This window comes from Paenibacillus dokdonensis, from assembly GCF_004916975.1.
Taxonomy (GTDB): Bacteria; Bacillota; Bacilli; order Paenibacillales; family Paenibacillaceae; genus Paenibacillus_AQ; species Paenibacillus_AQ dokdonensis.
This window is the reverse complement of the sequence record NZ_STGQ01000003.1, coordinates 60,878-82,963: the sequence shown is the minus strand read 5'-3', so window position 1 is coordinate 82,963 and position 22,086 is coordinate 60,878. Positions and strand designations below refer to the sequence as shown.

Here is a 22,086-nt window from a genome sequence, read left to right as displayed (position 1 = left end):
GTTTATAGATTACCGTCATGTGAACGAAATAAGAATGGGGTTAACCAAAGTAAGGAGCGAGGACCAGTGGTAAGTATAAAAGATATCGCCAAAAAAGCCGGGGTTTCAATTTCAACGGTATCTTATGCGCTTAACGGAAGCAGCAAGGTAACGGATGAGACAAGCTCGAGAATACTGGCCATCGCCAGAGAATTGAACTACGTGCCCAACGCGGCTGCAAGAACATTAAAAAAGAGGGAATCCAGAATCCTGGGTGTGTTCCTGACCGATTTTAAAGGTGATGTATACGGAGAACTGCTGGATGGGATGAAGGAGGTTTGCAATTCACAAGGTTATGACCTGATCGTGTGCAGCGGCAAGCAGTCCCACCGGATGCTGCCGGAGCGTATGATCGATGGCGCAGTGATCCTGGACCATACATTTTCCAGTGAAGAGCTTCTTAAATATGCGGAACGCAATCATAAAATCGTCGTATTGGACAGGGAACTGGAACACCCGAATATTAATCAGGTGCTGCTGGATAACAAAGCCGGGGCAACATTGGCTACAGAGTATCTGGTTGAGCAGGGTCATAAGAAAATTTATGTTGTTTCCGGGCCTGAGGGATCGTATGACTCGACGCAGCGGATGAAAGCTGTGAAGATGGTAGCGGACCGGGCCGAGGACGTGGATTGGATTGAAATCCAAGGGGATTTCAAGAAGAGCGGCGGTGAAAAGGCAGCGGAGCAGATCATGCAGGAATACACGGAGCCGGTAGCTGTGTTCTGTCTTAATGATGAGATGGCGATCGGTCTTTGCAACCGGATTGCCGATACCGAATTCAAGATAGGTGAGCATGTTCATCTGATCGGCTTTGATAATATCGAGCTTACCCGTTACATGCAGCCACGGCTGGCCACCATTGATTATTCCAAGCGAAAATGGGGGGCGCTCGCGTCGGAACAGCTGATCAAAATCATATCCGGCGAAAAAGTGGATCATGAGCGTATCTATGTCACCCTTGTAAGGGGAGGTTCCGTCGGAACAGAAACCAAAAGGAGCATATCCCGTCCAAACTAAAAAATGACCCGAAGAGACACTTGAAAGCAGGTGCTTCCTCTCGGGTCATTTGTATATCCACCGGCTTCTTGCTTCAGCCAGACTTCTATATCATATATCGGAGCTGTCTGGCATAAGGGCCAAGTACAGGACTGTTTTCGAGATAGGAGGCATAGACGCGGAGCAGCGTCTGGTTTGGATTCATCTGCATCAGTTCCTCCCGGAGCATACGGATTACATCTATTAGCTCCTTTTGCAAATGCTCCGCCATGGGTAGATCACCGATTTGTTCCTCCAGGGAATCCAGAAAGCTTTGAATGGTTGCCACCCGCGTATGAGGGTCGACCGGATTCAGTTCGTTAAAATAGACGTTCTTTTGGTTCATCACGGGCGTTGGTTTATTTTCAACGATATCACGCACGACTGCATCCATCCGCTCCTCGATAAAACCGGAGAGTTCAGCCATCGGCAGTGAAATCACCTTTTGAATAGCGTAGGACAGATACTCTCTCAGCATTCCTCTGAAAATAATGACAATATCCCATATATAAGTCTCGATCTTTTCTCCATATGCTTCATAAAAAAAGTCGCGGTGCAGTTGAAGAAGGGTTACTCTCTTCTTTTTCCAGGCGGCGATGAAATGCTCATTATCCTTGACCGGTAGCTCTTTAAATTCACTCGTAAAGTAGTAGTTTTCAAGCATGTACTGCAGTTGGAATTCAATCTTCCGCCGCAGCCTCTCTTTGGGTGGAGATTGCTGTTCGAAATCCAGTTCTCTTGCACGGGTGAACATCGTCTGATGACATGCCACAAAAACGGCGGTGAAGAGCTCTTCTTTTGAAGGAAACAGCTTATATATGCTTCCTTTTGCCATACCGCAGGCTTCGGCAATTTCCTTCATCGAAGCCGCAACATATCCTTTTTCTTTGAATATTTCCATTGCTGTGTTCACTATTTGCTGTCGTTTCAATGTTTCCATGGACGTCCACCTCACCTTGTATTTTGACATGACGGCATGGGACAGGTCAATGGTTGGGATTGACGTTAAGAACCCGCGAGTCATATAATGAACTTGCTGGTTTTTCGAAAAACAAGGAGGTGAACCAAAGCGTCATGCTTTGGAATATATGAAAATATCTCAAGAACTGAAAATGCTGGACTTGTCCGTCCCGGGCTCCGGTATGGTGCTGCATCCGGTGGTGATCGGCAGCAAGGATAGTTGGGTACTGGTGGATACGGGGATGCCAGGTCAATACGGAGCTATCAAGGAGTTGGTGCAGCAGGCTGGTTATACAGCTCTGGAGCCAGAATCCATTATATTGACGCATCAGGATGTTGATCATGTGGGAAGCCTTCCGCAATTTTTGGCTGAGAGCCGCGAAACTCTGGAGGTGTATGCCCACATAGACGATCAGCCCTATATCGATGGGGAGCTTCCGTTTATCAAGCTGCGTCCGCAGGTAGTCGATATGCTCCGGAAGTCGCTGACGGAAAAAGAATACACGGAATTTGAACGCGCCTTTTCCAAAGAGTCGCCTGCCCAGGTTACCCGCATCGTTGCTGATGGGGATATACTTCCGCTTGGCGTCGGGCTAACCGTCATTCATACACCGGGACATACGCCCGGACATATCAGTTTATATCATGCAAACAGCAAAACGCTTATTGCCGGTGACGCGTTAACTGTCAATAACGGTGAGCTTTGCGGACCGAATCCGCCGGTTACGCCGGATATGAATCTGGCACTGAAGTCCGTCCGTAAATTCAAGGATTATGATATTGAAGCGATTATTTGTTATCATGGCGGTGTCTTCAGAGGCGATATCCAGAAACGGATTGATGAGCTGACGGCGGATGTCCAGTAAAGCGGTCCGACTTATCTATACGCTATTCTGCGGCATCATCGGCGCAACTATTTTTCAATGGATTCATATGCCGATCCCATGGCTGCTTGGGCCTATGATATGCACCTTGATCACCTCGAAGTCATTCAAGCGGGTTAAGCCGTTGTGGCCGCCAGTTCTCCGTAATGCAGGGATGGTTATTATCGGTTATACGGTCGGACTATCTTTTACGCTGGCGACGCTGCAGCAAATTGGACGGCAGCTGCCGTCCATGATTCTGCTGACGGTCCTTCTGCTGTTATGCAGTTTGATGATTGCCTCGTTGGTATCGCTGCTGTCAGGGGTCCCGTTTCCAACAGTACTCATGGGAAGCATCCCCGGTGGATTGACTCAAATGATACCGCTGGCTGAAGAGATCAAAGGCATTGATATTACTGTTGTGACCTTTTTGCAGGTTTCACGATTGATGATGATCATCTTCTTTGTACCGCTGCTTGTTTTCAGTCCCTTGTTTGAGGGTGCAGGCGCCCAAGCGGTCGAAGGGGCTGTGCACAGTGGTGCGGCTGCAAGCTGGGAGGGACTGTTTCCCCACATTATTGTGTTTGCGGTTCTCTGCACTCTCTTTGCTATCGTGGGGCAGCGTTTCAAGTTCCCTACAGCTTATCTGCTCGGGCCCATGATTGCGACCGTTCTCCTTAACTTATCCGGCTATACGGGGCATGCTTTGCCAACCGTATTTTTGAACGCCTCACAGCTGGTGATCGGTATATACGTAGGGATGCTGCTGAGACCTGAGCAGCTGGGGAAAAAACTGCGGATTATCGTACTGGCGATTTTCAGTGGAGTTTTGCTGATCTTATGCTCCATCGGTCTCAGCCTGCTGCTTACCAAGCTCCACACCGTTTCCATGGTAACCGCCTTTTTGGGTCTGGCCCCCGGTGGTATGGATCAGATGGGAATCATCGCCAAAGAAGCGGGGGCGGATTTATCCGTCGTGATATGCTATCAGCTGTTCCGGACACTGTTTATATTTCTGGCGGTGCCTCCGCTGTTAAAAGCTATCTTTAAAGCGATGGCCCGTAAACAGCCTTCTGGCAGCTGACGGATTTTTATACAAAAAAGCTCCACTGCCTGTGATCAGGTCTGTGGAGCTTTTTAAATTTAGCTTAGGAGCATCAATATGATGGACGAGAGGGATAAGCAGGCGCTGATCAAATAGATGAAGACGACGGCCTGCTTCGGACTAAGCCCCCAGGAGATTAGGCGGTAATGAATCTGACTGCGGTCTGCCTTATACACCGGTTGTCCGTTCAAATAACGCTTGATAATTACATAGATGTTATCAAAAATCGGAACTCCGAGCGCCAGCACCGGCACCAGGATTGAAATAACGGTAACTTGTTTGAATGCCCCGTCCAGTGCAATTATGCCAAGCATGAACCCGATAAAGGTGGCACCTGCATCCCCCATATAGATTTTGGCTGGAGGCTTGTTGTACTTCAGGTAGCCGAGCGCAACACCGACGAGAATGATCGCCATGATGGCCGAGTGGGACTGGCCTTTAGCAATCGCCACAACGAATAGGGTCAATGCCGAGATGCCGGCTACGCCTCCGGATAGACCGTCAAGTCCGTCCATGAAGTTAATGACCGTTGTTACACCGAAGATCCATAGTATGGTCAAAATGAACTGGAGCCATTCGGGAAACACGATCATATGGCCTACAAAAGGAATGGTTACTCCGACAAATGAAATACCGGAGAAATAAACAATAACAGCTGCCGCCACCTGAATCACGGTTTTCGGCAGGGCTGGGAAATCCTTGCCCCGCGTTTTGTACCAGTCATCCACCATTCCGATTCCCATGATCAGGAGAGAGCCGGCAACGACACCAGCCATTTCACGGTCCCAATGACGTGTCAATATCAGATACGGAATCATGAACCCAAGGAAAATGGCGATGCTCGCCAAATGGGGTACCGGTTCCTTATGAATTTTCCGGCTGGTGGGTCTGTCGACGAAATCAACCCGAATCGCCAGCTTCCGCAGAGGCGGGATGAGTGCGAGCACAATAACGAGCGATAATAAAAATCCGATTACATACACGATTTTTTGGCCTCCATAACTTCAGTTAACAATAGGACACATGCAATAACTTCCATATTCAGGCATATTTCTGGGATAAGCTCTATTTCTAACTAGGATAATACCTATTTTTACAAAAGACAACGATAAATATTTAATATTTCCATAACATACCAATCGAATGCTTTTAACAAATGTATACGAAAATAGACCTATATCCATTAAGCGATAAGAAAAGGGTGAGCCATTTGAAAAATAATAAAATGTTCCAAATTCTTGCGGCAGCTGCACTTGTAACGACAGCCCTGTCGGCAGGAACCGCAGAAGCTGCAACGGCAAAAGCACCAGTCAAAAGTCCTGCTTCCAAAACGACAGCAGCTAAATTTGCGGTAACGACAACGCAGATTTTGGTAAACGGTCAAAGCGCTTCCGTGCAAATGCTGCAAGCGGGGAATGGCAAACTGATTGCCGTTGGCGATCTGGTTAAGGCCTATGGAGCGGCTGTCACCTCCTCCAAAGGAGTCATCACAATCAAATCGGACAAAATCGGACACAGTCTGCAGCTTCAAACAGGATCCAAAACATTCAAGCTGGACGGAGAAGCGCATTCTTTTACAACGGCTCCAGTTATGCAGGATAACCGTTCGTATGTTGAGCTGAAGCCGGTTGTTCTTGCACTCGGTGGTGAAGTTTTGGATGCCGGACAAACCCTGCAGATCCTGACGGAAGAAAGAATCGCTGGAAGTTTCGCGTCCGTAAGCTTTGACGCTCAGGGCCAAGTGGTTGCCGTAAAGGATGATGCGGATCCGGCTCAATTGTTTCACCTGAATACCGATTACAGCTCACGTTTATTATCTTCAGACAACAGCGTCTTAAATATGTCAATTTCTCCGAATGGGGAATCAGCTGCGTACACAGATGAATCTGGACAGCTTTACCTGACCAGCTTATCGGGCGGACAGCCGTTTAAACTTGGTGCGGATACTACGGTTAAAACAGATCTGGCCTGGTCTGCGGACGGTAAAAAAATCTATTTCGTGCAAGGCGACAAACAGGAAAAAATTTCTTACATAACGATTGATACCGGCAAAATCACCGAGGTTTTGGCCGACAAGGTTGAAAATAAATCCGAAGTTCATGTCTCGGCCGATGAGAAGAAAATCGCATATATCGTGAACATTACGGGCGTAGCTGAAAGCGACAAGGACAGCACGGAAGATTCACTCAAAATTGATTACTCCGGTGCAGGAGAGCAAATCTACACACTTGATCTTAATGTGAAGGATGCCAAGCCTGCTGCCCTGACAACCTCCAATGATAATAAGTTGTATCCGGCATTTCTATCTAATGGCAGCATCGCTTTTCTGAGCGCGGATTCCGAGAACAGCAGTGCCAAGGGCGTGATTAAGTCCATTTCTGCTGATGGGAAAATCCAGGATTTGATCGGTGACGTGGACATGGCTCTGAGCGCGGCAAGCGCGAACGGTAACATCGCTGCAGCAGGCACCGCCGCTGACGGCAGCACGAAAGTTTATAGCGTCGTAGCCGGTATTAAAACCGAGCTCTACAGCACGAAGTCCGATGTTACTGACCTGGCAATCTCATCAGATGGTACCCGCGTAGCGATTATTGCAGACGGTAAAATCATCGTCGTTCAAAACGGTAAAGCAAGTCAGCTTACCAAATAATTTGTTCCAAATCGAGAGGAGATTATTCACATGAAATTATTTAAAAAAATGTCCCTGCTGGCTGCAGTTTCACTGGTAGCCGTATCTGCACTGGTAGGTTCCGCATCTGCGGCTTCGAGTTTGTCTGGAAAAATTACCATTAACGGTTCCACAGCACTGCTTCCACTGACGCTTCAAGCGGCGAAGGAATTCCAGAAGCTCAATCCGAAGGTGAAAATCGCAGCTTCAGGTAAAGGCTCCGTTACAGGGCCGCAGGCCGTGAAAAAAGGCATCGCCGAGATCGGCGCATGCGATTGGGATGCAAGCATGGATGTTCCCGGCTTTAAAGCATTTGACGGACAGGTGGCAAATAAGGTTGCGGTGATTCCGTTTGCGACGATTGCCAACAAAAACGTAAAGGTCAATAACCTGACCACAGAACAGCTAAAAGGCATCTACTCCGGCAAAATCACGAACTGGAAGGATGTCGGCGGTGACAATGCGGACATTGTTGTCATCACCCGCGCATTCGGCTCCGGCACACGCGTCAACTATCAGTCTAAAGCACTGGCAGGCGGCGACATCGTGAAAAAAGAGAAAAATTACAAAGAAGTGGGTTCCAGCGGCGACATGAAAACGGCTGTAGCCACGACTCCAAATGCAATCGGATATATCGATCTGGTGTATGTAAACAGTGATGTGAAGGCGATCAGCTACAACGGTGTGGCTCCGACGACGGACAATGTCATTAACGGAACTTATAAAATTTGGGCTTATGGTTACTACATGACTAAAGGACAGCCTACCGGTGCAACCAAAGCCTTCATTGAATATGTACAAAGCCAAAAGTTCCAACAAGGCTCACTCAAGAAGCTGAAATTCATCCCAGTCTCCGCGATGCACTAAACACAAGTAGAGGCAGCACCCGGTTTGAATAATAAAGATGTATTCTACAGCCAGCCCTGATCGGATATGGGGCTGGCTGCTTTATAGGAGGAAACCTTGTGAGCACGTCCACCCAGCAAGCTGTGCCCGAAGATCACGCATTATTCATGGAGCCGTCCAGCAAGGGCCGGTTCAGCCGATATATGCGTGTACGGATGGCGAATCGGCTATTTAAGTATTATTTTCTGTTTAGCATATTGGCCCTGTGCTTTGTTCTCGGCTTGGTCATCTTTTTTATCGGCAAAACAGCGCTTCTTACCTTTGCGCATATTTCCTTTGCTGAGTTTTTCTTTTCTTTTAACTGGACACCGGAGGAAGATCATTTTGGCGCGGCGGGCATTATCGTTAATACGCTCTCGCTTACGGCACTGACTTTGGTGATGGCGGTTCCGATTGCTGTGGGACTGGCGGTACTCATCGCTGAAATTGCCCCGAAATGGATCAAAAACATAATGCGTCCTGTTCTGGATCTATTGGTCGGCATTCCTTCCATCGTGTACGGATATCTGGGTTTAACCGTTCTGATTCCCTTTTTGCGGAGACTGAGCGGTGAAAATTTGGGTGACGGATTACTTGCAGCGGCATTGGTTCTAGCATTGATGGTCCTGCCGACAATTTGCCGCATCAGTGACGAGGCCATCTCCATGGTTCCGAAAAAATACCGGGAAGCCGCATATGCGCTGGGATCAACGCGACTTCAAGTGATGATGAGAGTGGTTATTCCTGCAGCGGGCAGGGGGATTATTACTGCGGTTATTATGGGAATGACACGGGCTATCGGCGAAACGATGGCGGTTGTGATGGTAATCGGAAATACAGCTCAGCTGGCGAAGATACTCTTCACACCGGCATCCGTGCTCACAAGCAATATCGTGATGCAGATTTCGAATGTAGAATTCGACTCGACATGGAACTACGCTCTTCATATGATGGCATTTCTGCTGCTTGTCATTTCATTTATTCTTATTCTGTTTATCCGTTATCTTGGACGGAAGGGAAGTGAAAAGGCATGACAGACATGACGCGCAGCCGAAAAATGCAAAGATCGCTTGTCTATAATAAGCTGGCCACATTTGCTTTTTACGGACTTGGAGCACTCGTACTGCTCCTTATTCTTTGGCTCCTTCTGACCATTCTTGGCAGAGGACTTCCCGGACTGTCCCTGGATTTTCTGATGAAACTGCCAGAAGATATGGATGCCGGTGGTGGTATCGGACCGGTTCTGTTCAATTCCTTCTATATTCTGTTCCTATCGCTGGTTATTTCGATTCCGATTGGGGTAGGTGCCGGCATTTACATGGCGGAATATGCACCGGAAAATAAGTTTACCGAGGTGCTGCGCATTTGTGTGGAGAGTCTCTCCTCTGTGCCTTCGATTGTATTCGGTATGCTTGGTTTGGCGATCTTCGCGGAGTACTTCCAGATCGGTTTGACGATTCTGGGCGGCGCAGTCAGTCTTGCATTTCTGAACCTGCCGATGCTGGCGCGGGTAACGGAGGAAGCCGTACGTGCTGTTCCAACAGATGTGAAAAATGCATCTTATGCACTCGGGATGACCAAATTCCAGTGTATCCGTACCGTAGTTTTACCGATGGCTCTGCAGGGGATTATAACGGGCATCTGCCTTGTGGCAGGCCGTGCGTATGGTGAATCGGCCGTTATTTTATTGACAGCGGGTCTCAGCACCTCAGGTGAAATGTGGGACTTCAATTTATTTTCCCCCGGCGAAACGCTTGCCGTTCATCTCTGGTATGTCCAGTCGGAGGCAATCGTCGAGGATGCCGCTCAGATTGCCGATAGATCGGCAGCGGTATTGGTCATTATCGTTCTTCTCATCAATCTGTTGTTCCGCATTCCGCTCTGGATCAACAACCGCAAGCTTAAGCGGTAGCAGTGGATACAATAGCAAGAACCTTCTTACCCGTGAGGATAGGAAGGTTCTTTTTGGTTTGCCCGGCTTATCCCTTGATTCCGTTCATGGCGATTCCTTCGATAAAATAGCGCTGCAGGAAGATGAACAAAATAATGATGGGCAGCGTAGCCATGACGGCCCCGGCCATCAGCAGCGGATAGTCGGTGGAATGCTGACCCTGAAAGGTCGATATGCCGATGGAGAGAACGCGCATATCCTCGGAGCTGGTCATGATCAGGGGCCATAACAGCTCGTTCCATGATGCCAGAATGGTGAATATAGCGAGCGATACGAGAGCCGACTTGGATAACGGAAGATAGATGTTCCAATAAATACGGAAATAGCTGCATCCATCGATTTTGGCGGCTTCCTCCAGATCCTTGGGCAGAGTCATAAAAAACTGCCGCAGCAGAAAAGTCCCGAAGGCACTGAAGATGCCCGGTATAATCAGCACGTAAAATGTATCCAGCCAGTTCAACTCGCGCATGATCACAAAGCTTGGAATCATGACCACCTGGGAAGGGACCATGAGAACAGCAAGCAGAGCCAGAAAAATGATGTTTTTCCCCGGGAATTTCAAACAGGCAAAGGAGTAGGCTGCAAGTGAACAAAGTACAAGCTGTCCGATTGTCCTTCCAAGTGTTACTAAAATGGTATTTCCATAGTACCGTCCAAAATCAATGGTGCTCAGCACCTTCGAGTAGTTCTCAAAATGCCATTCGCTCGGAAACAGGGTTGGCGGCACCTTCATGGAGTCACCAAAAGATTTAAAGGATGTGGACAGCATCCATAGAAAAGGCATGATCATCAAGACTGCGCCTACGATCAAAAGAATATGAACCGCTATCTGGCGTGATCTGTCCGTGGTATAGCTCGTCATAGCTGTGTCCCTCCTCCGCTATTGATAATGAACCCAGCGCTTCTGGAAATACATTTGAAACGCTGTGATCACCAGGATGACAATGAACAGGATGAAGGCCTCGGCTGATGCGTACCCCATATTGAAGTACTTGAAGCCATCCTCCCAGATGCTGTATACCACGGTCCGGGTCGAATCGAGCAGAGAGGACTGCTGGCCCATCATGATAAAGACAAGGTCGAATACCTGGAAGGAATTAATGAACGACATCACCAGGACGAAAAACAGGCTTGGCGTAAGCAAAGGAAGTGTGATCCGGAAAAACCGGTACAGCGTTCCGGCCCCATCCAGTGAAGCGGCCTCATAATAGCTCGAAGAAATGCCCTGTAGACCCGAAAGCAGAATAACCGCATTGTATCCGATGCTCGTCCAGACACTGACGATGACGATGGAGAACAAAGCAAATTTTTCATCGAAGAGCCAGTTCGGCTGCGGCAGATGAAGGGTACCAAGCACGAAGTTGATAAGTCCGAATTCCGAGTTGTACAGCCATTTCCATACCATGCCGACGGCAATAGGCATCGTGATAACCGGAATGAAGTACAGGGTGCGGTAGAGAATCATCCCCTTGATCTTCTGATTCAGCAGAACGGCCAGAACGATGGCAAACGCAATGGAGAGCGGAACGGTAGCTATGGTGTAGAGCAGCGTGTTGAGAAGGGAACGGGTGAATTTCTCGTCTCCTGCAAGCTGCACAAAATTATCAAGTCCGTTAAATACAGGTGAAGACATGCCGTCCCATGTTGTAAATGACAGAAATAGAGAAGCAGCAGATGGTACCATATAGAATATCGCCAGACCCAATGCAACCGGCAGGATGAATAGGTAACCCCAGGCCGCTTCGCGTATCGAAAGCTTGGAGGTTTTATGTTTTTTATTCACAGGCATATTGGACTGTTGTTTTGCTGAAGCCGCTGATGGATTCATGGGCAGCACCTTCCTTTCGTTTATTTTCGGTTAGCCCCCAAGTGGGGGCATTGACCGGATATCCGAAGGGCGCATACTTTTTTCAGAACTACTTCTTGCCTTCCTTTGCCAAGATCTCATCCATCTTGTCGGCAATCGTCTTCAGCGCTTCCTCAAACGGCTTTTTGCCCAGGAAGGCGCCTTGAATCTCCTTCGTTTCAACATCCTGCCATTCAGCCGTTTTTTCGGAAACCGGATAAGGCACGGCGAATTTCAGGCTGTCTACGAACACTTGTAAATTTAGAGAAGGAATAGACTTCAGCCAACCATCCTCAGTGCCTTTATAGGCCGGGATGCTGAAACCGGAGTCCGCAAGCAGCTGCTCGCCTTCTTTACCGGAAAGAACTTGAATCAGATCCCAGGCTTCCTGTTCATGTTTGGTTTTTCCATTCATAGCCCAGCTGAGGCCGTGAACAATGGTTGCTTGCTTCTTGCCGGCAGGCAGAGGGGCTACACCCAGCTTGTCACCCAGCAGCTTATATAGCTCAGGAGCGCTGACAGAAATGGCAGGGAACATGGCTACCTTACCCGACCCAAAAAGCTGTAAAGGCTTGGTTTCCAGCTGCTGCTGAGCACTAGGGGAATAACCCTTGTCCATCAGGCCTTGCTCCCATTTGAAAGCGGATAAAGCTTCAGGAGAATTAAATCCGGAGGATTTTTTGTCGTTAGAAATGATGTAGCCTCCAGCCTGATGAATCAAATCGTAGTATCCTGACTGGCTGTCTATCAGGGCAGCATAACCGTATACCCCGTTACTCTTGTCGGTCAGTTTGGCCGCATTTTCCTCAATTGAATTCCAGGTCCAGCTGTTATCCGGATACGAAATACCGGCTTTGTCGAATAGTTCCTTGTTATAGTAAAGGCCTACAGCGTCGAGGAAGTACGGAAGGCCGTAGAGATGGTCCTTGTAAGAGTAGAGATCTACAAGCGCGTCCGTGTAGACAGATGTATCAAGCTTGCTTTGATCGATTAGAGGCTGGAGATCTTTGATCCAACCGTTGGAGGCATATGCGTAGAAGTTCGGGCCGTTCATCCAGAACACATCGGGGCCGCTGTTGCCGGCAAGGCTTGTTTTGAGTTTAGTCCAGTAGTCAGCCCAAGGCGTATAAGTTACCTTCACTTCCACATCCGGATGGCTTTTGTTGTAAATCTGGATGGTCTTGGTGAGCGTGTCCTTAACATTTTCATCCCATAAGGCGACATTGAGAACTTTCTTGCCGCCCGCTTCTCCGGAGGAAGAACCGCCGCAGCCGGCTAAAACCGTAGTAAACAGGAACAAAATCGTTATGAGTGCAGAAATTCCTTTTCTCATCGACATATCCTCCTAATTTTGTTTAAAATACGGATTTATTCTTCAAATCACACTGCCAAATATGTAAAAAACCCTCCTTTCCTGCTATTTAGATCATAATTATTCCATTCATCAAAAAAAGTGGGTGGATGGATTCATCTCCTGTTCGCTAGCACTTCAGGAAAACTATGACATCTGTTGCGTAAGATTATAGCTTTGCAGTATATTTTTTTCAAGTAAGCGATTACAAAATATTAAAATAATTTATTTTCGCAAATTCCAAGCGATTTTTAGCATATGCTCAAGGAAGTGTAATGACATACATATTATTTATATTGGAATAAGTCTTCTGGAGTATGTAAAACGAACTATATTTTACAACTTAAATGGAATAGGATGGAAGCTGATGATCGCATTTTGAAGAAGGAAGGAGAACATTGTTGAAACAGATGAGGAAAGGTGATTTGAAGCTGGTTCAGGAGCTGAACCGTTCAATAATTCTGAACAAAATCCGAAGCAAGGGTCCGATATCCAGAATTAGTCTGGCGAAGGAGTGCGGCATCAGTCCATCTACTGTAGCTTCAGCTGTCCAGGAACTGATCAAGGAAGGTTACGTGTCCGAGCTTGGAACAGGCAAATCCAGCGGCGGGAGAAGACCTATTTTGCTGCAGTTTGCACCGGATAATCATTTTATTATCGCGGCAGCCATTACGAACAGTGCAATTGAGCTTGCGGAACTGAATCTCGAGGCCCATATAAAGCGTAAACGACTTAAGCCGATGGATGGCCAGAAGGGTGAGGAAGTCATTCGGCTTATGACAGAAGAACTGGATCTGTTTATGCAGGAATGCGAAGGGCTTGAACGCTGTGTCGGAGTTGCCGTAACCGTTCCTGGCGTTGTTAACGTGAAGGAAGGGGTGGTGTATTATAACTCGAAGCTTCGCCTCGACAATGTTCCGTTGAAAAAATTAATCGAGCATCGTTACGGTATGCAGACATGGATCGAAAACGATGCCAATGCCGTTGTTCTCGCTGAGCGGATGTTCGGAAGCTGCGGAGAGTATCCGGATTTGTTATATATTGTTGTCGGAGACGGCGTGGGTGCAGGGATCCTCGTCAACGACAGTATTTTGCGCGGGAGCCGTGGGGGTGCCGGTGAATTCGGTCATACAAGTGTAAGCCGAAGCGGAATCCGCTGTGAATGCGGGAATGTCGGATGCCTGGAAAATACCATCAGCTGGTCAGCGGTATATTCGAGGATCGTTGCGGGGATTACTTCGGGAAGACCTACGGTGCTTCATGAACTGTGCAGGGGTAACTTTTCGGATATTCGCCCGTCTATATATAATGAAGCTGTTCGCCTTGGCGATGCATTGGCCTTGGATATTAATGAAGAGATTGCCGAGCATTTAAGCGCCGGTATTGTAAATCTGATGAATTTGTTTAATCCGGGAGCCATTATTCTTGATGGAAGTCTGGCCTATGATAATCCGATATTGCTGGAGCGGGTCCGGGAGCATGTTCTAAGACATGGTATGCGAATATTGAAGGATGGAGTCAGAATCGCACAGTCCTCACTTGGGCCGGATGGGGACTTGATCGGCGGGGCTGCGGTTGTACTGCGTCATATTTTCCGGTTTTCCCTGGCAAAGATCTGAATCTTCCGCTAAATATCTACATATATTGGTGTTGAACGATGACGGATGGCGGAGTACAATAATTCAACAAGGTTTTGCAGCAATGCCAGGAGGCGTTGTCCAAAACGCGATTTTGAATTTAGAAAGGTACTGATTGAAATGTCATGGCTTAAAAATAGGGATCTCAAGCAGCTGCTTCGCTTGGCTCCTCTCGCACTTATGCTTGTTTTTCCTTTTCTGGGCAGCCTGTATCACTTGGTAAACCAGCCAACGGATAAAGTATACTCGCTTGTTACACCCCTGGATCAGGCGACACCTTTCATTAAATATTTCGCTCTTCCGTACGGGGTCTGGATTTTCTACATTTACGTCTGTCTGGTCTATTTTTTCTTTCGGGATCGTCCTTCCTATTACCGCTCGCTGCTGGTATATACCGTATGCGCACTTACCTGCTACGGCGTCTATTTGGTGTTCCAGACTACTGTGCCGCGGCCGGAAGTGATCGGAAACGACCCGTTTGCACAGTTGACGAGGTTTATTTATAACCGTGATCAACCATTCAATTGTTTTCCGAGCATTCATTGCTTTTCCAGCTATATGGTGATGCGAATGATTTGGAAGAGTCCGGCCCGCAATCGTCTGAATGTCACTTTGATCAGCGGTATGTCTCTTTTGATTATTGCCTCGACTCTATTTATGAAACAGCATGTCATTATGGATGTCATTGGCGCCATCGCGATTGTGGAAATCTACAGTTTTCTTTTCTTTAAGGTTCCAGCGCTTTACCGGAACAAGACAGCGTCCCAGCATAGAGAGTTTCAGGCATAATTTACAAAATCATATATTGTTTAGTCCTCAATATGCAGGCTGCTCCTCGGAGCAGCTTTTTTTGTTGATGAAGAGAGCATTCCAGAATTTTATACATATTAATCTTCAGAAAAAAGACATATAAATGAAAATATATGCTATAATGAACCAAACATCCTATGTTTGGAGGAATCACTTATGACCTTACAACGTCCGACAAAGCGAACGTTGGTCGAACAGATTGTTTCTCAGCTGGAGCAGCTGATTGAGAACGGAACCTGGCCGGTTGGAGAACGGATTCCTGCAGAACCCGAGCTTGTCAAAGAGCTGGGCGTCAGCAGAAATACGATCCGGGAAGCCGTTCATGCCCTCATCCACGCGGGAATGCTGCGGACAAGACAGGGCGATGGGACTTATGTATGCTCATCCAGCAGTTTAACGCCGGTATTGGCACGCAGGCTGGAGCGTTCCAAGCTGAGCGAGACACTGGAGGTGCGTTCAGCGCTTGAGCAGGAAGGGGCACGCTTGGCTGCTTTGCGGCGGACAGCCGAAGATATAGAGCGGATTCAGTCTGCTTATGTTGATTACCGAAAGGCTGAAGAAGAGGGGGATATAGAAGCTTTTACCCGTGTAGATTATGCTTTTCACAAAGAGATTATCAATGCTGCACATAATTCGATTTTAAGCGATCTGTATGATTCGATAAGTGAAGCTGTTCAGCAGGTGGTTTCTTATGGAAGTGGACATTTGACTTTGACTCGCTTGCACGCAGAGTTTAACGAACGCTTGATCCAAGCTATTATTGCCCAGGATGAAGCGGGATCGGCCGATTCTGTTCGGGCCTATATTGATGCTTCGCGCGAAATGCTGCTGAAGGATATACAAGGGGGAAATGAACTACATCATGAATAACGTAACTCAAGTAAAAAAGGCAGACAATGAATCAGTATCAACAGGAATGAAGGCGGCTTTGCTGCTTGTCGGCATCATCATGATTGCAACAACTCTTCGTTCTCCGATTACCGCAGTGGGTCCGCTCATTGAAACGATCCGCAGCGACACGGGAATGTCTCATACCTTGGCTGGACTACTCACAACCTTTCCGCTTCTGGCCTTCGCGTTAATGTCGCCGCTCGCTCCGAGAATCTCACGCCTATGGGGAATGGAACGTGCCTTATTCCTTGGTGTATGCGCAGTGACTGTCGGTATTGTCTTGCGGTTTATTCCGACGATTACGGCTTTGTTTGCAGGGACTATTTTGCTTGGATTAGGCATTGCTCTAAGCAACGTACTGCTGCCGAGTTTGATCAAGCGTGATTTCCCGCTTCGTACGGGCGTAATGACGGGTATTTATTCCGTATCCATGAATATCTTCGCGGCTATCGCATCGGGAATCAGTGTTCCGGTCGCGGGTCATTTGCATTCTGGCTGGCGCGGGTCTCTGGTTATGTGGGGTATCCTGGCCGTCATCTCGCTGCTGGCCTGGCTTCCGCAGCTCCGTTACCGTCACGAAGTCGCCAAGGTGCAAGTATCTGCCAAGAGTAGCAGCGTCTGGGGCTCCAAGCTTGCCTGGCAGGTGACCATCGTTATGGGTCTTCAATCCTTTGTATTCTATTCCGTGGTAGCATGGCTGCCGGAAATATTGACCCAGCGCGGCATGACCCCGTCGGCGGCAGGGTGGATGCTCTCCCTGATGCAGTTGTTCAGCGTACCGGTAACCTTTATTGTTCCGGTTCTGGCCGCCAGATTTAAAAATCAACGACTTCTAATTTTCCTTACATTTCTTTGCTTTATGATCGGCTTTATATTACTTTTGACCGGAGTTCAGGCCCTGGTACCGGTTGCAGTCATTCCGATTGGTATGGGAACCGGAGCAGCTTTTGGCCTGGTTACCATGTTCTTCGTGCTTCGGACCCGTCATTCTCAGCAAGCTGCAGAATTGTCCGGCATGGCTCAATCGATAGGTTACCTGCTCGCAGCGGTAGGGCCACTGCTGTTCGGTCTTGTCCATGATATGACAGGCAGCTGGACGGCGGCATTGCTCCTTCTTCTGGTAGCTGGTGTCATTTATATGATCGCCGGCTGGGGAGCAGGGAATAACCGCTATATAGGAGAGAAATGAGTTAGCTAACATTGTAATCTGGATCCTTGTTTCGAAAAACAACATAAATGAGCATTATGCAACAAAAAAAGAGCTGTTTCCGCAGCTCTTTTTTTTGTTGCATGAGAAAAGGAAGGAACTATTTATGAATGAGCGGGCTTTTCGGCAACGATTCGGAGACGTTTATAATCTGCATACACCGCCCCGTCTCTCCACAAGATCTCATGAACCTTTTCATTGATCCTTATGCAGGCCTCGCGTATTTCATCCGGACTTAGTCCAAGAAAAAAGTCATCACCAAATTGGGCGAGCCAGCTGAGCATCCCATCCTGCCCGTCATGAAGCCTGGTAGGACGTTCGAAATAATGGACCAGACGAATAGTGAATCCCTGGCGCTCCAGAAGGGAGCTGTATTCTCCCGGGCTAGGGAAATACCACGGGTTCCGTGCTGCAGCATGAATGCCATATTCCGCCGTTAGGACATCGGTTATTGCGTTTACGATGGTGCTTACATTGTCTGCTCCGCCGAACTCCGCAATGAAGCGTCCGCCGGGCTTGAGCGCATTCCACACGCTTCTTGCAACTCCTTCAGCATCCTTCATCCAATGAATTGCTGCGTTGGAAAACACGGCATCGCAGCAAGGTTCCAGACGGAACTTCTGAGCATCGTCGATACGAAATTCCAAAGAAGGATACTTTTCTCTGGCATGACCAATCATCTCTGCAGATGCATCTATGCCGACGACCTTGGCGCCCGATAGTGAAATCTCATACGTTAAGTCACCCGTACCGCAGCCCAAATCGAGAATCATTTCTTCTTTTCGTGGGTTTAATAAAGACAGCAGATCTTTTCCGTACTCGGATACAAATCCGAGCTTCTGGTCATAAGAGAGCGGCTGCCATTGGTTCAAAGAATCCATTTTGAGCACCTCCATTTCATTGTTGGCATTATTGTTGCATACTTCTGCTTATAAGTTAAATATATTAATGTTATAAAATTTATAGGATAAATCTATAAGATGGTTTTATATATTGTCAGCTGTGCTGTACAGTAAATTTGGGGATATCCTTTTTTTTATCAAATGAAAACCCAGTCATATCAACGGTTTATTGCCTATAGCGTCTTGCTGCCATGCCGCAGCTTATTTTTATATATGCTATATTTTAGTTGAAGATTTAGTAAGGGAAATTAAATTGCCCGCATAAGGAGGGACGAAACCATTGAAAAACTTTGAACTGCTCACCAGCTATTTGAAGCAAAACAAGCTGCTCTACCTCACAGCCATTATTTTGATTATTTTATCTAACGTAGATCAGTCTTTGCTGCCACAGATACTGGGAAAAGTAACGGATGGACTCAAGGATGGCTCACTGGGACGGGATGGAATCATTCAGTACAGCCTTATTCTGCTTGCCATTGCAGTATCCTATGGTATTTTGTTTGGGCTCGGCCAATTTACGATCATGAGGCTTGGACGTCGCTTCGAGTTTATTACACGCAGCCGTATTTTTACGCAGTTCTCCAGGTTGAGCGAGGATTTCTTCTCTAGACAGGGTACGGGCAAGCTGCTCAGTTACGTCATGAATGATGTGACATCGGTGCGCGAGGCGATTTCCTTTGGTGTCACGCAAACGACTAATGCAGTGTTCATGGTCATTTCCTGTGTGGCGATGATGCTCATTACCGGTATTCCCGTGACACTGATCTTGGTGAGTGTAGGTCCGCTAATCCTGATCCCGTTTCTGGTTATTTTCTTCGGTCCGCGAATTCGCGAAAGATCCATGCAGGTGCAGGAGAATCTGGCCAATATGACGGAATCGGCGGATGAACAAATTGGCGGTATCCGCGTGACGAAGACGTTTGCCATGGAAGAAACGGCCCAGCAGCGATTTGACAGCACCGTTGACGGCGTCCGGGGAGCACAGCTCCGCCTGGTGCGGATGTCTTCTCTTTTCCAGGCTATCCTGCCTTTTCTCGGGGCTTTGTCGCTGGTGGTTTCGCTACTTGTTGGCGGTTACATGACGATTCAGCATCATCTGTCTCTCGGCAGCTTCGTTGCCTTAACCTTTTATCTGCGGATGCTGACCGGACCTCTCCAGCAAATTGGCAACGTTATCAATATGATGCAGCGTTCGGGCGCATCCCTGGAGCGGGTGAACCGTCTGCTGGCTGAAGTGCCAAGCGTGAGGGACAATGAATCGGCCATCGAGCTGAGTTCTGTTGGAGATATTGAAATCAATCATCTGAATTTTTCTTATCCGGGTGCTTCGGAAAAAGCGCTTGAAGATGTTAGCTTTTCTATTCGGAAAGGTCAAACCATCGGCTTAATCGGACGCACGGGCAGCGGGAAATCCACCTTGGCGAAGCTGCTGCTTCGGGTCTACGAGCCTCCGGCCGGCAGCATACGTGTAAGCGGGGAAGACATCACAGAAGTATCTCTGGAAACGCTGCGCAGGAAAATCGGCTATGTACCGCAGGATGGGTTTTTATTCAGTACGGACATTGCTGATAATATCGCTTTTAGTGATCGGTCGGCGAACATGCAGCAGATACGAAACGCAGCGGATCAGGCTTTACTGCTGGACAGCGTGAATACATTCAAGGAAGGCTTTCAAACCAAACTGGGAGAACGCGGACTTACGCTTTCAGGCGGACAAAGGCAGCGTGCCAGTTTGGCGAGGGGGCTGATGAAAAGACCGGAGCTGCTTATCCTCGATGACAGTATGAGCGCGGTGGATACACTGACGGAATCAGGGATCTTGAGCAATCTCGTCAAAGAAAGGCAAGGTAAAACCACACTGATCATTGCCCATCGGATCAGCAGCGTGCAGCATGCCAATGAGATCATCGTTCTGGATGAGGGCCGAATTGTGCAGCGCGGCAACCATGAGCAATTAATGGCACGCAGAGACGGTTTATACGCTTCTTTGTACCGGATTCAACAGGAGGGATTGCAGCATGCCTAATTCTTCAACAGCCGCTGCTCTAGCGGGCAAGAAGTCATCAGACGGAAGCAAAGGAAAGTCATTTGAAGCATTTAAAAATATATTAAAGTATGCCAAACCGCATAAGCTTACGTTTACAGCCATTTTTTTCTGTGCTCTGCTCGGGATTTCAGCGGATTTGCTCCAGCCTTATCTGGTCAAAATCGTCATTGATGATCATCTGGCCAAAGGGAATGCTCAAATTGGTTTTATCGCCATGATGGCGGGCATCTATTTGGGAATCTCTGTTATAAGCTTTGTGTTCACATATGTTCAAAATAATTTGCTTCAGTATGCCGGTCAGGGCATTGTGGCAAAAATCCGTAAGGACTTATTTCATCATATCTCCAAACTATCAATGTCATATTTTGACAGGGTCCATCGCGGAAGCCTGGTCACGAATGTATCGAGCGACACGGAGACTATCAGCCAGTTCTTTACCCAGGTGCTCTTGAGCCTGATTCGTGACGGGATGACCTTGGTCCTCATCGTTTATTTCATGTTCCGTCTGGATACGACACTGGCATGGTATTCGCTGATTATTTTGCCTGTCATCGGTCTGGTCGCTTTCATGTTCCGGCGTTATCTGCGGGAGGCTTACCAAGTGACCCGGAGCCGGCTTTCGCGGCTGATTGGCTTCATCGCAGAAAATCTCTCCGGCATGGGACTGATTCAGACTTTCCGTCAGGAGGAAGAACAGACCCGTCGGTTTAATGAGCATAATGAAAGTTATTGGGAAGGGAATATGCGAGAGGTTCGTGCCAATGTTTTATTCAACCGGACCTTTGATATTTTAGGAAACCTGGCTCTGGTGTTGGTCGTTTGGCTTGGTGGGATGGCTGTATTCCATAAAAGCATGGAGGTTGGCGTTCTATACGCTTTTACCAGCTACATCCGCCAGTTTTTCCAACCGATCAACCAGATCACGATGCAGTGGAACACGTTTCAGTCAACGATGGTTTCCATGGACCGCATTTGGAAAATACTCAGCACCGAGCCGGACGTAAAGGATCCACTGCCTGATCACAAGACTGTTCTGAAGGCGGATGAAGCCCTGGGTAAAGTGGATTTTGATCATATTACCTTCGGATATGCACCATCTAAACCCGTTATCCCACATCTTGATCTGCATCTGGATGCAGGGGAGATGGTCGGTATTGTGGGTACAACGGGGGCTGGTAAAAGCACGCTGATCAGCCTGCTAAACCGTTTTTATGATGTGAATAGGGGCAGTATTCGGATAGATGGAATCGATATCCGCGACATTCCCCAACAGCAGCTCCACCGCCTTGTCGGGCTGATCCAGCAGGAGCCGTATCTGTTCTCAGGGAGCGTGCTGGACAACGTCAGACTCTTTCAAGACAGTATTACCCGTGAACGGGTCATGGAGGCATGCCGGCATGTCGGCGTACATGATATGATCATGCGCATGCCGCAGGGCTACGACTCTCTGCTGTCCGAACGAGGAAGCGGATTGTCCGCAGGTGAACGCCAGCTGATCTCCTTTGCGCGTATTATGGTATTCGAGCCTAGGATTCTGATTCTCGACGAAGCAACGGCGCATCTGGACTCGCAGACGGAGCAGCTGGTGCAAAGCGCCCTGCAAACCGTATCCGAAGGACGGACGACACTCATCATTGCCCATCGTTTATCGACGGTGATGCATGCTGACCGCATTCTGGTCATGAAAGATGGGAGAGCGGTCGAGGAGGGTACGCATGATGAGCTGATTGCCATGCATGGCTACTATGAGCAGCTGTACACTCATGCGCGGCAGGCGTCGGAAGAGGAATAGACGTGCATGCATTTGTTTTAAAGAGAACTAATGACAGCAGCAGCCACCATTGCATATGGTGGCTGCTGCTTTATTTAGTAGTGGTTCGAGTGGG

The 22,086-nt window shown here is 48.0% G+C and carries 19 protein-coding genes; 13 read left to right on the top strand and 6 right to left on the bottom strand.

Annotated elements, in window-relative coordinates; translation table 11 throughout:
* Positions 1–66: 66 nt before the first annotated feature.
* Positions 67–1,059, top strand: a complete 993-nt coding sequence (locus tag E6W40_RS24795; protein WP_136608308.1) for a LacI family DNA-binding transcriptional regulator — start codon at positions 67–69, stop codon at positions 1,057–1,059.
* An 85-nt stretch (positions 1,060–1,144) separates the two neighbouring features.
* On the opposite strand, the gene E6W40_RS24790 is transcribed toward E6W40_RS24795, so the two are convergent.
* Complete coding sequence (locus tag E6W40_RS24790) at positions 1,145–2,017, bottom strand: TetR/AcrR family transcriptional regulator (protein WP_168929042.1); 873 nt, start codon at positions 2,015–2,017, stop codon at positions 1,145–1,147.
* A gap of 148 nt (positions 2,018–2,165) precedes the next feature.
* Between E6W40_RS24790 and E6W40_RS24785 the strand changes: the two genes are divergently transcribed.
* On the top strand, positions 2,166–2,903 hold the full coding sequence (locus E6W40_RS24785) for an MBL fold metallo-hydrolase (protein ID WP_136608306.1): 738 nt from the start codon (positions 2,166–2,168) through the stop codon (positions 2,901–2,903).
* Positions 2,893–3,984 carry an AbrB family transcriptional regulator gene (locus tag E6W40_RS24780; protein ID WP_136608305.1) on the top strand — a complete coding sequence of 364 codons (1,092 nt, stop codon included), beginning with the start codon at positions 2,893–2,895 and terminating at the stop codon, positions 3,982–3,984. Before E6W40_RS24785 ends, E6W40_RS24780 begins: the two co-directional genes overlap by 11 nt.
* 59 nt (positions 3,985–4,043) lie before the next feature.
* Here E6W40_RS24780 and E6W40_RS24775 read toward each other — a convergent pair whose 3' ends face one another.
* A complete protein-coding gene (locus tag E6W40_RS24775) occupies positions 4,044–4,991 on the bottom strand; it encodes an MraY family glycosyltransferase (RefSeq protein WP_136608304.1) in 948 nt (315 codons plus the stop codon).
* Between the two features lie 224 nt (positions 4,992–5,215).
* Between E6W40_RS24775 and E6W40_RS24770 the strand changes: the two genes are divergently transcribed.
* From E6W40_RS24770 to pstA, 4 genes are all read left to right on the top strand, one after another.
* Positions 5,216–6,655, top strand: a complete 1,440-nt coding sequence (locus E6W40_RS24770; RefSeq protein WP_168929041.1) for a stalk domain-containing protein — start codon at positions 5,216–5,218, stop codon at positions 6,653–6,655.
* Between the two features lie 30 nt (positions 6,656–6,685).
* Positions 6,686–7,540 (top strand): phosphate ABC transporter substrate-binding protein, encoded by an 855-nt coding sequence (locus E6W40_RS24765; RefSeq protein WP_136608302.1) that lies wholly within the window; start codon positions 6,686–6,688, stop codon positions 7,538–7,540.
* Positions 7,541–7,686: 146 nt separating this feature from the next.
* Positions 7,687–8,592: a phosphate ABC transporter permease subunit PstC gene (pstC, locus tag E6W40_RS24760; RefSeq protein WP_136608890.1), complete on the top strand. Its 906-nt coding sequence runs from the start codon at positions 7,687–7,689 to the stop codon at positions 8,590–8,592.
* Positions 8,589–9,470, top strand: coding sequence for a phosphate ABC transporter permease PstA (gene pstA, locus E6W40_RS24755; protein WP_136608301.1), 882 nt, complete (start codon positions 8,589–8,591; stop codon positions 9,468–9,470). The genes pstC and pstA overlap by 4 nt, the downstream gene beginning before the upstream one ends.
* A 67-nt stretch (positions 9,471–9,537) precedes the next feature.
* Here the strand turns inward: pstA and E6W40_RS24750 are convergent, their stop codons facing one another.
* The 3 genes from E6W40_RS24750 to E6W40_RS24740 form a co-directional block, all read right to left on the bottom strand.
* Positions 9,538–10,371, bottom strand: a complete 834-nt coding sequence (locus E6W40_RS24750) for a carbohydrate ABC transporter permease (protein WP_136608300.1) — start codon at positions 10,369–10,371, stop codon at positions 9,538–9,540.
* A gap of 18 nt (positions 10,372–10,389) precedes the next feature.
* Complete coding sequence (locus E6W40_RS24745; protein WP_425464960.1) at positions 10,390–11,337, bottom strand: carbohydrate ABC transporter permease; 948 nt, start codon at positions 11,335–11,337, stop codon at positions 10,390–10,392.
* 88 nt (positions 11,338–11,425) lie between these two features.
* A complete protein-coding gene (locus tag E6W40_RS24740; RefSeq protein WP_136608299.1) occupies positions 11,426–12,688 on the bottom strand; it encodes an ABC transporter substrate-binding protein in 1,263 nt (420 codons plus the stop codon).
* Positions 12,689–13,116: 428 nt separating this feature from the next.
* On the opposite strand from E6W40_RS24740, the gene E6W40_RS24735 reads away from it, so the two are divergent.
* The 4 genes from E6W40_RS24735 (at position 13,117) to E6W40_RS24720 (ending at position 17,233) form a co-directional block, all read left to right on the top strand.
* Positions 13,117–14,325 (top strand): ROK family transcriptional regulator, encoded by a 1,209-nt coding sequence (locus E6W40_RS24735; protein ID WP_246073230.1) that lies wholly within the window; start codon positions 13,117–13,119, stop codon positions 14,323–14,325.
* A 138-nt stretch (positions 14,326–14,463) separates the two neighbouring features.
* Positions 14,464–15,132, top strand: a complete 669-nt coding sequence (locus E6W40_RS24730) for a phosphatase PAP2 family protein (protein ID WP_168929040.1) — start codon at positions 14,464–14,466, stop codon at positions 15,130–15,132.
* Between the two features lie 177 nt (positions 15,133–15,309).
* A complete protein-coding gene (locus E6W40_RS24725; RefSeq protein WP_136608296.1) occupies positions 15,310–16,023 on the top strand; it encodes a FadR/GntR family transcriptional regulator in 714 nt (237 codons plus the stop codon).
* Complete coding sequence (locus tag E6W40_RS24720) at positions 16,016–17,233, top strand: CynX/NimT family MFS transporter (protein ID WP_136608295.1); 1,218 nt, start codon at positions 16,016–16,018, stop codon at positions 17,231–17,233. The genes E6W40_RS24725 and E6W40_RS24720 overlap by 8 nt, the downstream gene beginning before the upstream one ends.
* A 122-nt stretch (positions 17,234–17,355) precedes the next feature.
* On the opposite strand, the gene E6W40_RS24715 is transcribed toward E6W40_RS24720, so the two are convergent.
* On the bottom strand, positions 17,356–18,132 hold the full coding sequence (locus tag E6W40_RS24715) for a class I SAM-dependent methyltransferase (protein ID WP_136608294.1): 777 nt from the start codon (positions 18,130–18,132) through the stop codon (positions 17,356–17,358).
* 301 nt (positions 18,133–18,433) lie between these two features.
* Between E6W40_RS24715 and E6W40_RS24710 the strand changes: the two genes are divergently transcribed.
* Both E6W40_RS24710 and E6W40_RS24705 read left to right on the top strand, forming a co-directional pair.
* The gene (locus tag E6W40_RS24710; protein WP_136608293.1) at positions 18,434–20,179 is read left to right on the top strand and encodes an ABC transporter ATP-binding protein; all 1,746 of its coding nucleotides are present in this window, start codon (positions 18,434–18,436) and stop codon (positions 20,177–20,179) included.
* Positions 20,172–21,992: an ABC transporter ATP-binding protein gene (locus E6W40_RS24705; RefSeq protein ID WP_136608292.1), complete on the top strand. Its 1,821-nt coding sequence runs from the start codon at positions 20,172–20,174 to the stop codon at positions 21,990–21,992. The genes E6W40_RS24710 and E6W40_RS24705 overlap by 8 nt, the downstream gene beginning before the upstream one ends.
* Positions 21,993–22,086: the final 94 nt, after the last annotated feature.

Excerpts from the sequence above, each read along its gene's own strand:
- pstA (WP_136608301.1), top strand. The coding sequence starts at position 8,589 with ATGACAGACATGACGCGCAGCCGAAAAATGCAAAGATCGCTTGTCTAT.
- E6W40_RS24765 (WP_136608302.1), top strand. The coding sequence starts at position 6,686 with ATGAAATTATTTAAAAAAATGTCCCTGCTGGCTGCAGTTTCACTGGTA.
- E6W40_RS24785 (WP_136608306.1), top strand. The coding sequence starts at position 2,166 with ATGAAAATATCTCAAGAACTGAAAATGCTGGACTTGTCCGTCCCGGGC.
- E6W40_RS24730 (WP_168929040.1), top strand. The coding sequence starts at position 14,464 with ATGTCATGGCTTAAAAATAGGGATCTCAAGCAGCTGCTTCGCTTGGCT.
- pstC (WP_136608890.1), top strand. The coding sequence starts at position 7,687 with ATGGAGCCGTCCAGCAAGGGCCGGTTCAGCCGATATATGCGTGTACGG.
- E6W40_RS24745 (WP_425464960.1), bottom strand. The coding sequence starts at position 11,337 with ATGAATCCATCAGCGGCTTCAGCAAAACAACAGTCCAATATGCCTGTG.
- E6W40_RS24735 (WP_246073230.1), top strand. The coding sequence starts at position 13,117 with ATGAGGAAAGGTGATTTGAAGCTGGTTCAGGAGCTGAACCGTTCAATA.
- E6W40_RS24715 (WP_136608294.1), bottom strand. The coding sequence starts at position 18,132 with ATGGATTCTTTGAACCAATGGCAGCCGCTCTCTTATGACCAGAAGCTC.
- E6W40_RS24725 (WP_136608296.1), top strand. The coding sequence starts at position 15,310 with ATGACCTTACAACGTCCGACAAAGCGAACGTTGGTCGAACAGATTGTT.
- E6W40_RS24720 (WP_136608295.1), top strand. The coding sequence starts at position 16,016 with ATGAATAACGTAACTCAAGTAAAAAAGGCAGACAATGAATCAGTATCA.
- E6W40_RS24750 (WP_136608300.1), bottom strand. The coding sequence starts at position 10,371 with ATGACGAGCTATACCACGGACAGATCACGCCAGATAGCGGTTCATATT.
- E6W40_RS24780 (WP_136608305.1), top strand. The coding sequence starts at position 2,893 with ATGTCCAGTAAAGCGGTCCGACTTATCTATACGCTATTCTGCGGCATC.
- E6W40_RS24790 (WP_168929042.1), bottom strand. The coding sequence starts at position 2,017 with ATGGAAACATTGAAACGACAGCAAATAGTGAACACAGCAATGGAAATA.
- E6W40_RS24705 (WP_136608292.1), top strand. The coding sequence starts at position 20,172 with ATGCCTAATTCTTCAACAGCCGCTGCTCTAGCGGGCAAGAAGTCATCA.
- E6W40_RS24740 (WP_136608299.1), bottom strand. The coding sequence starts at position 12,688 with ATGAGAAAAGGAATTTCTGCACTCATAACGATTTTGTTCCTGTTTACT.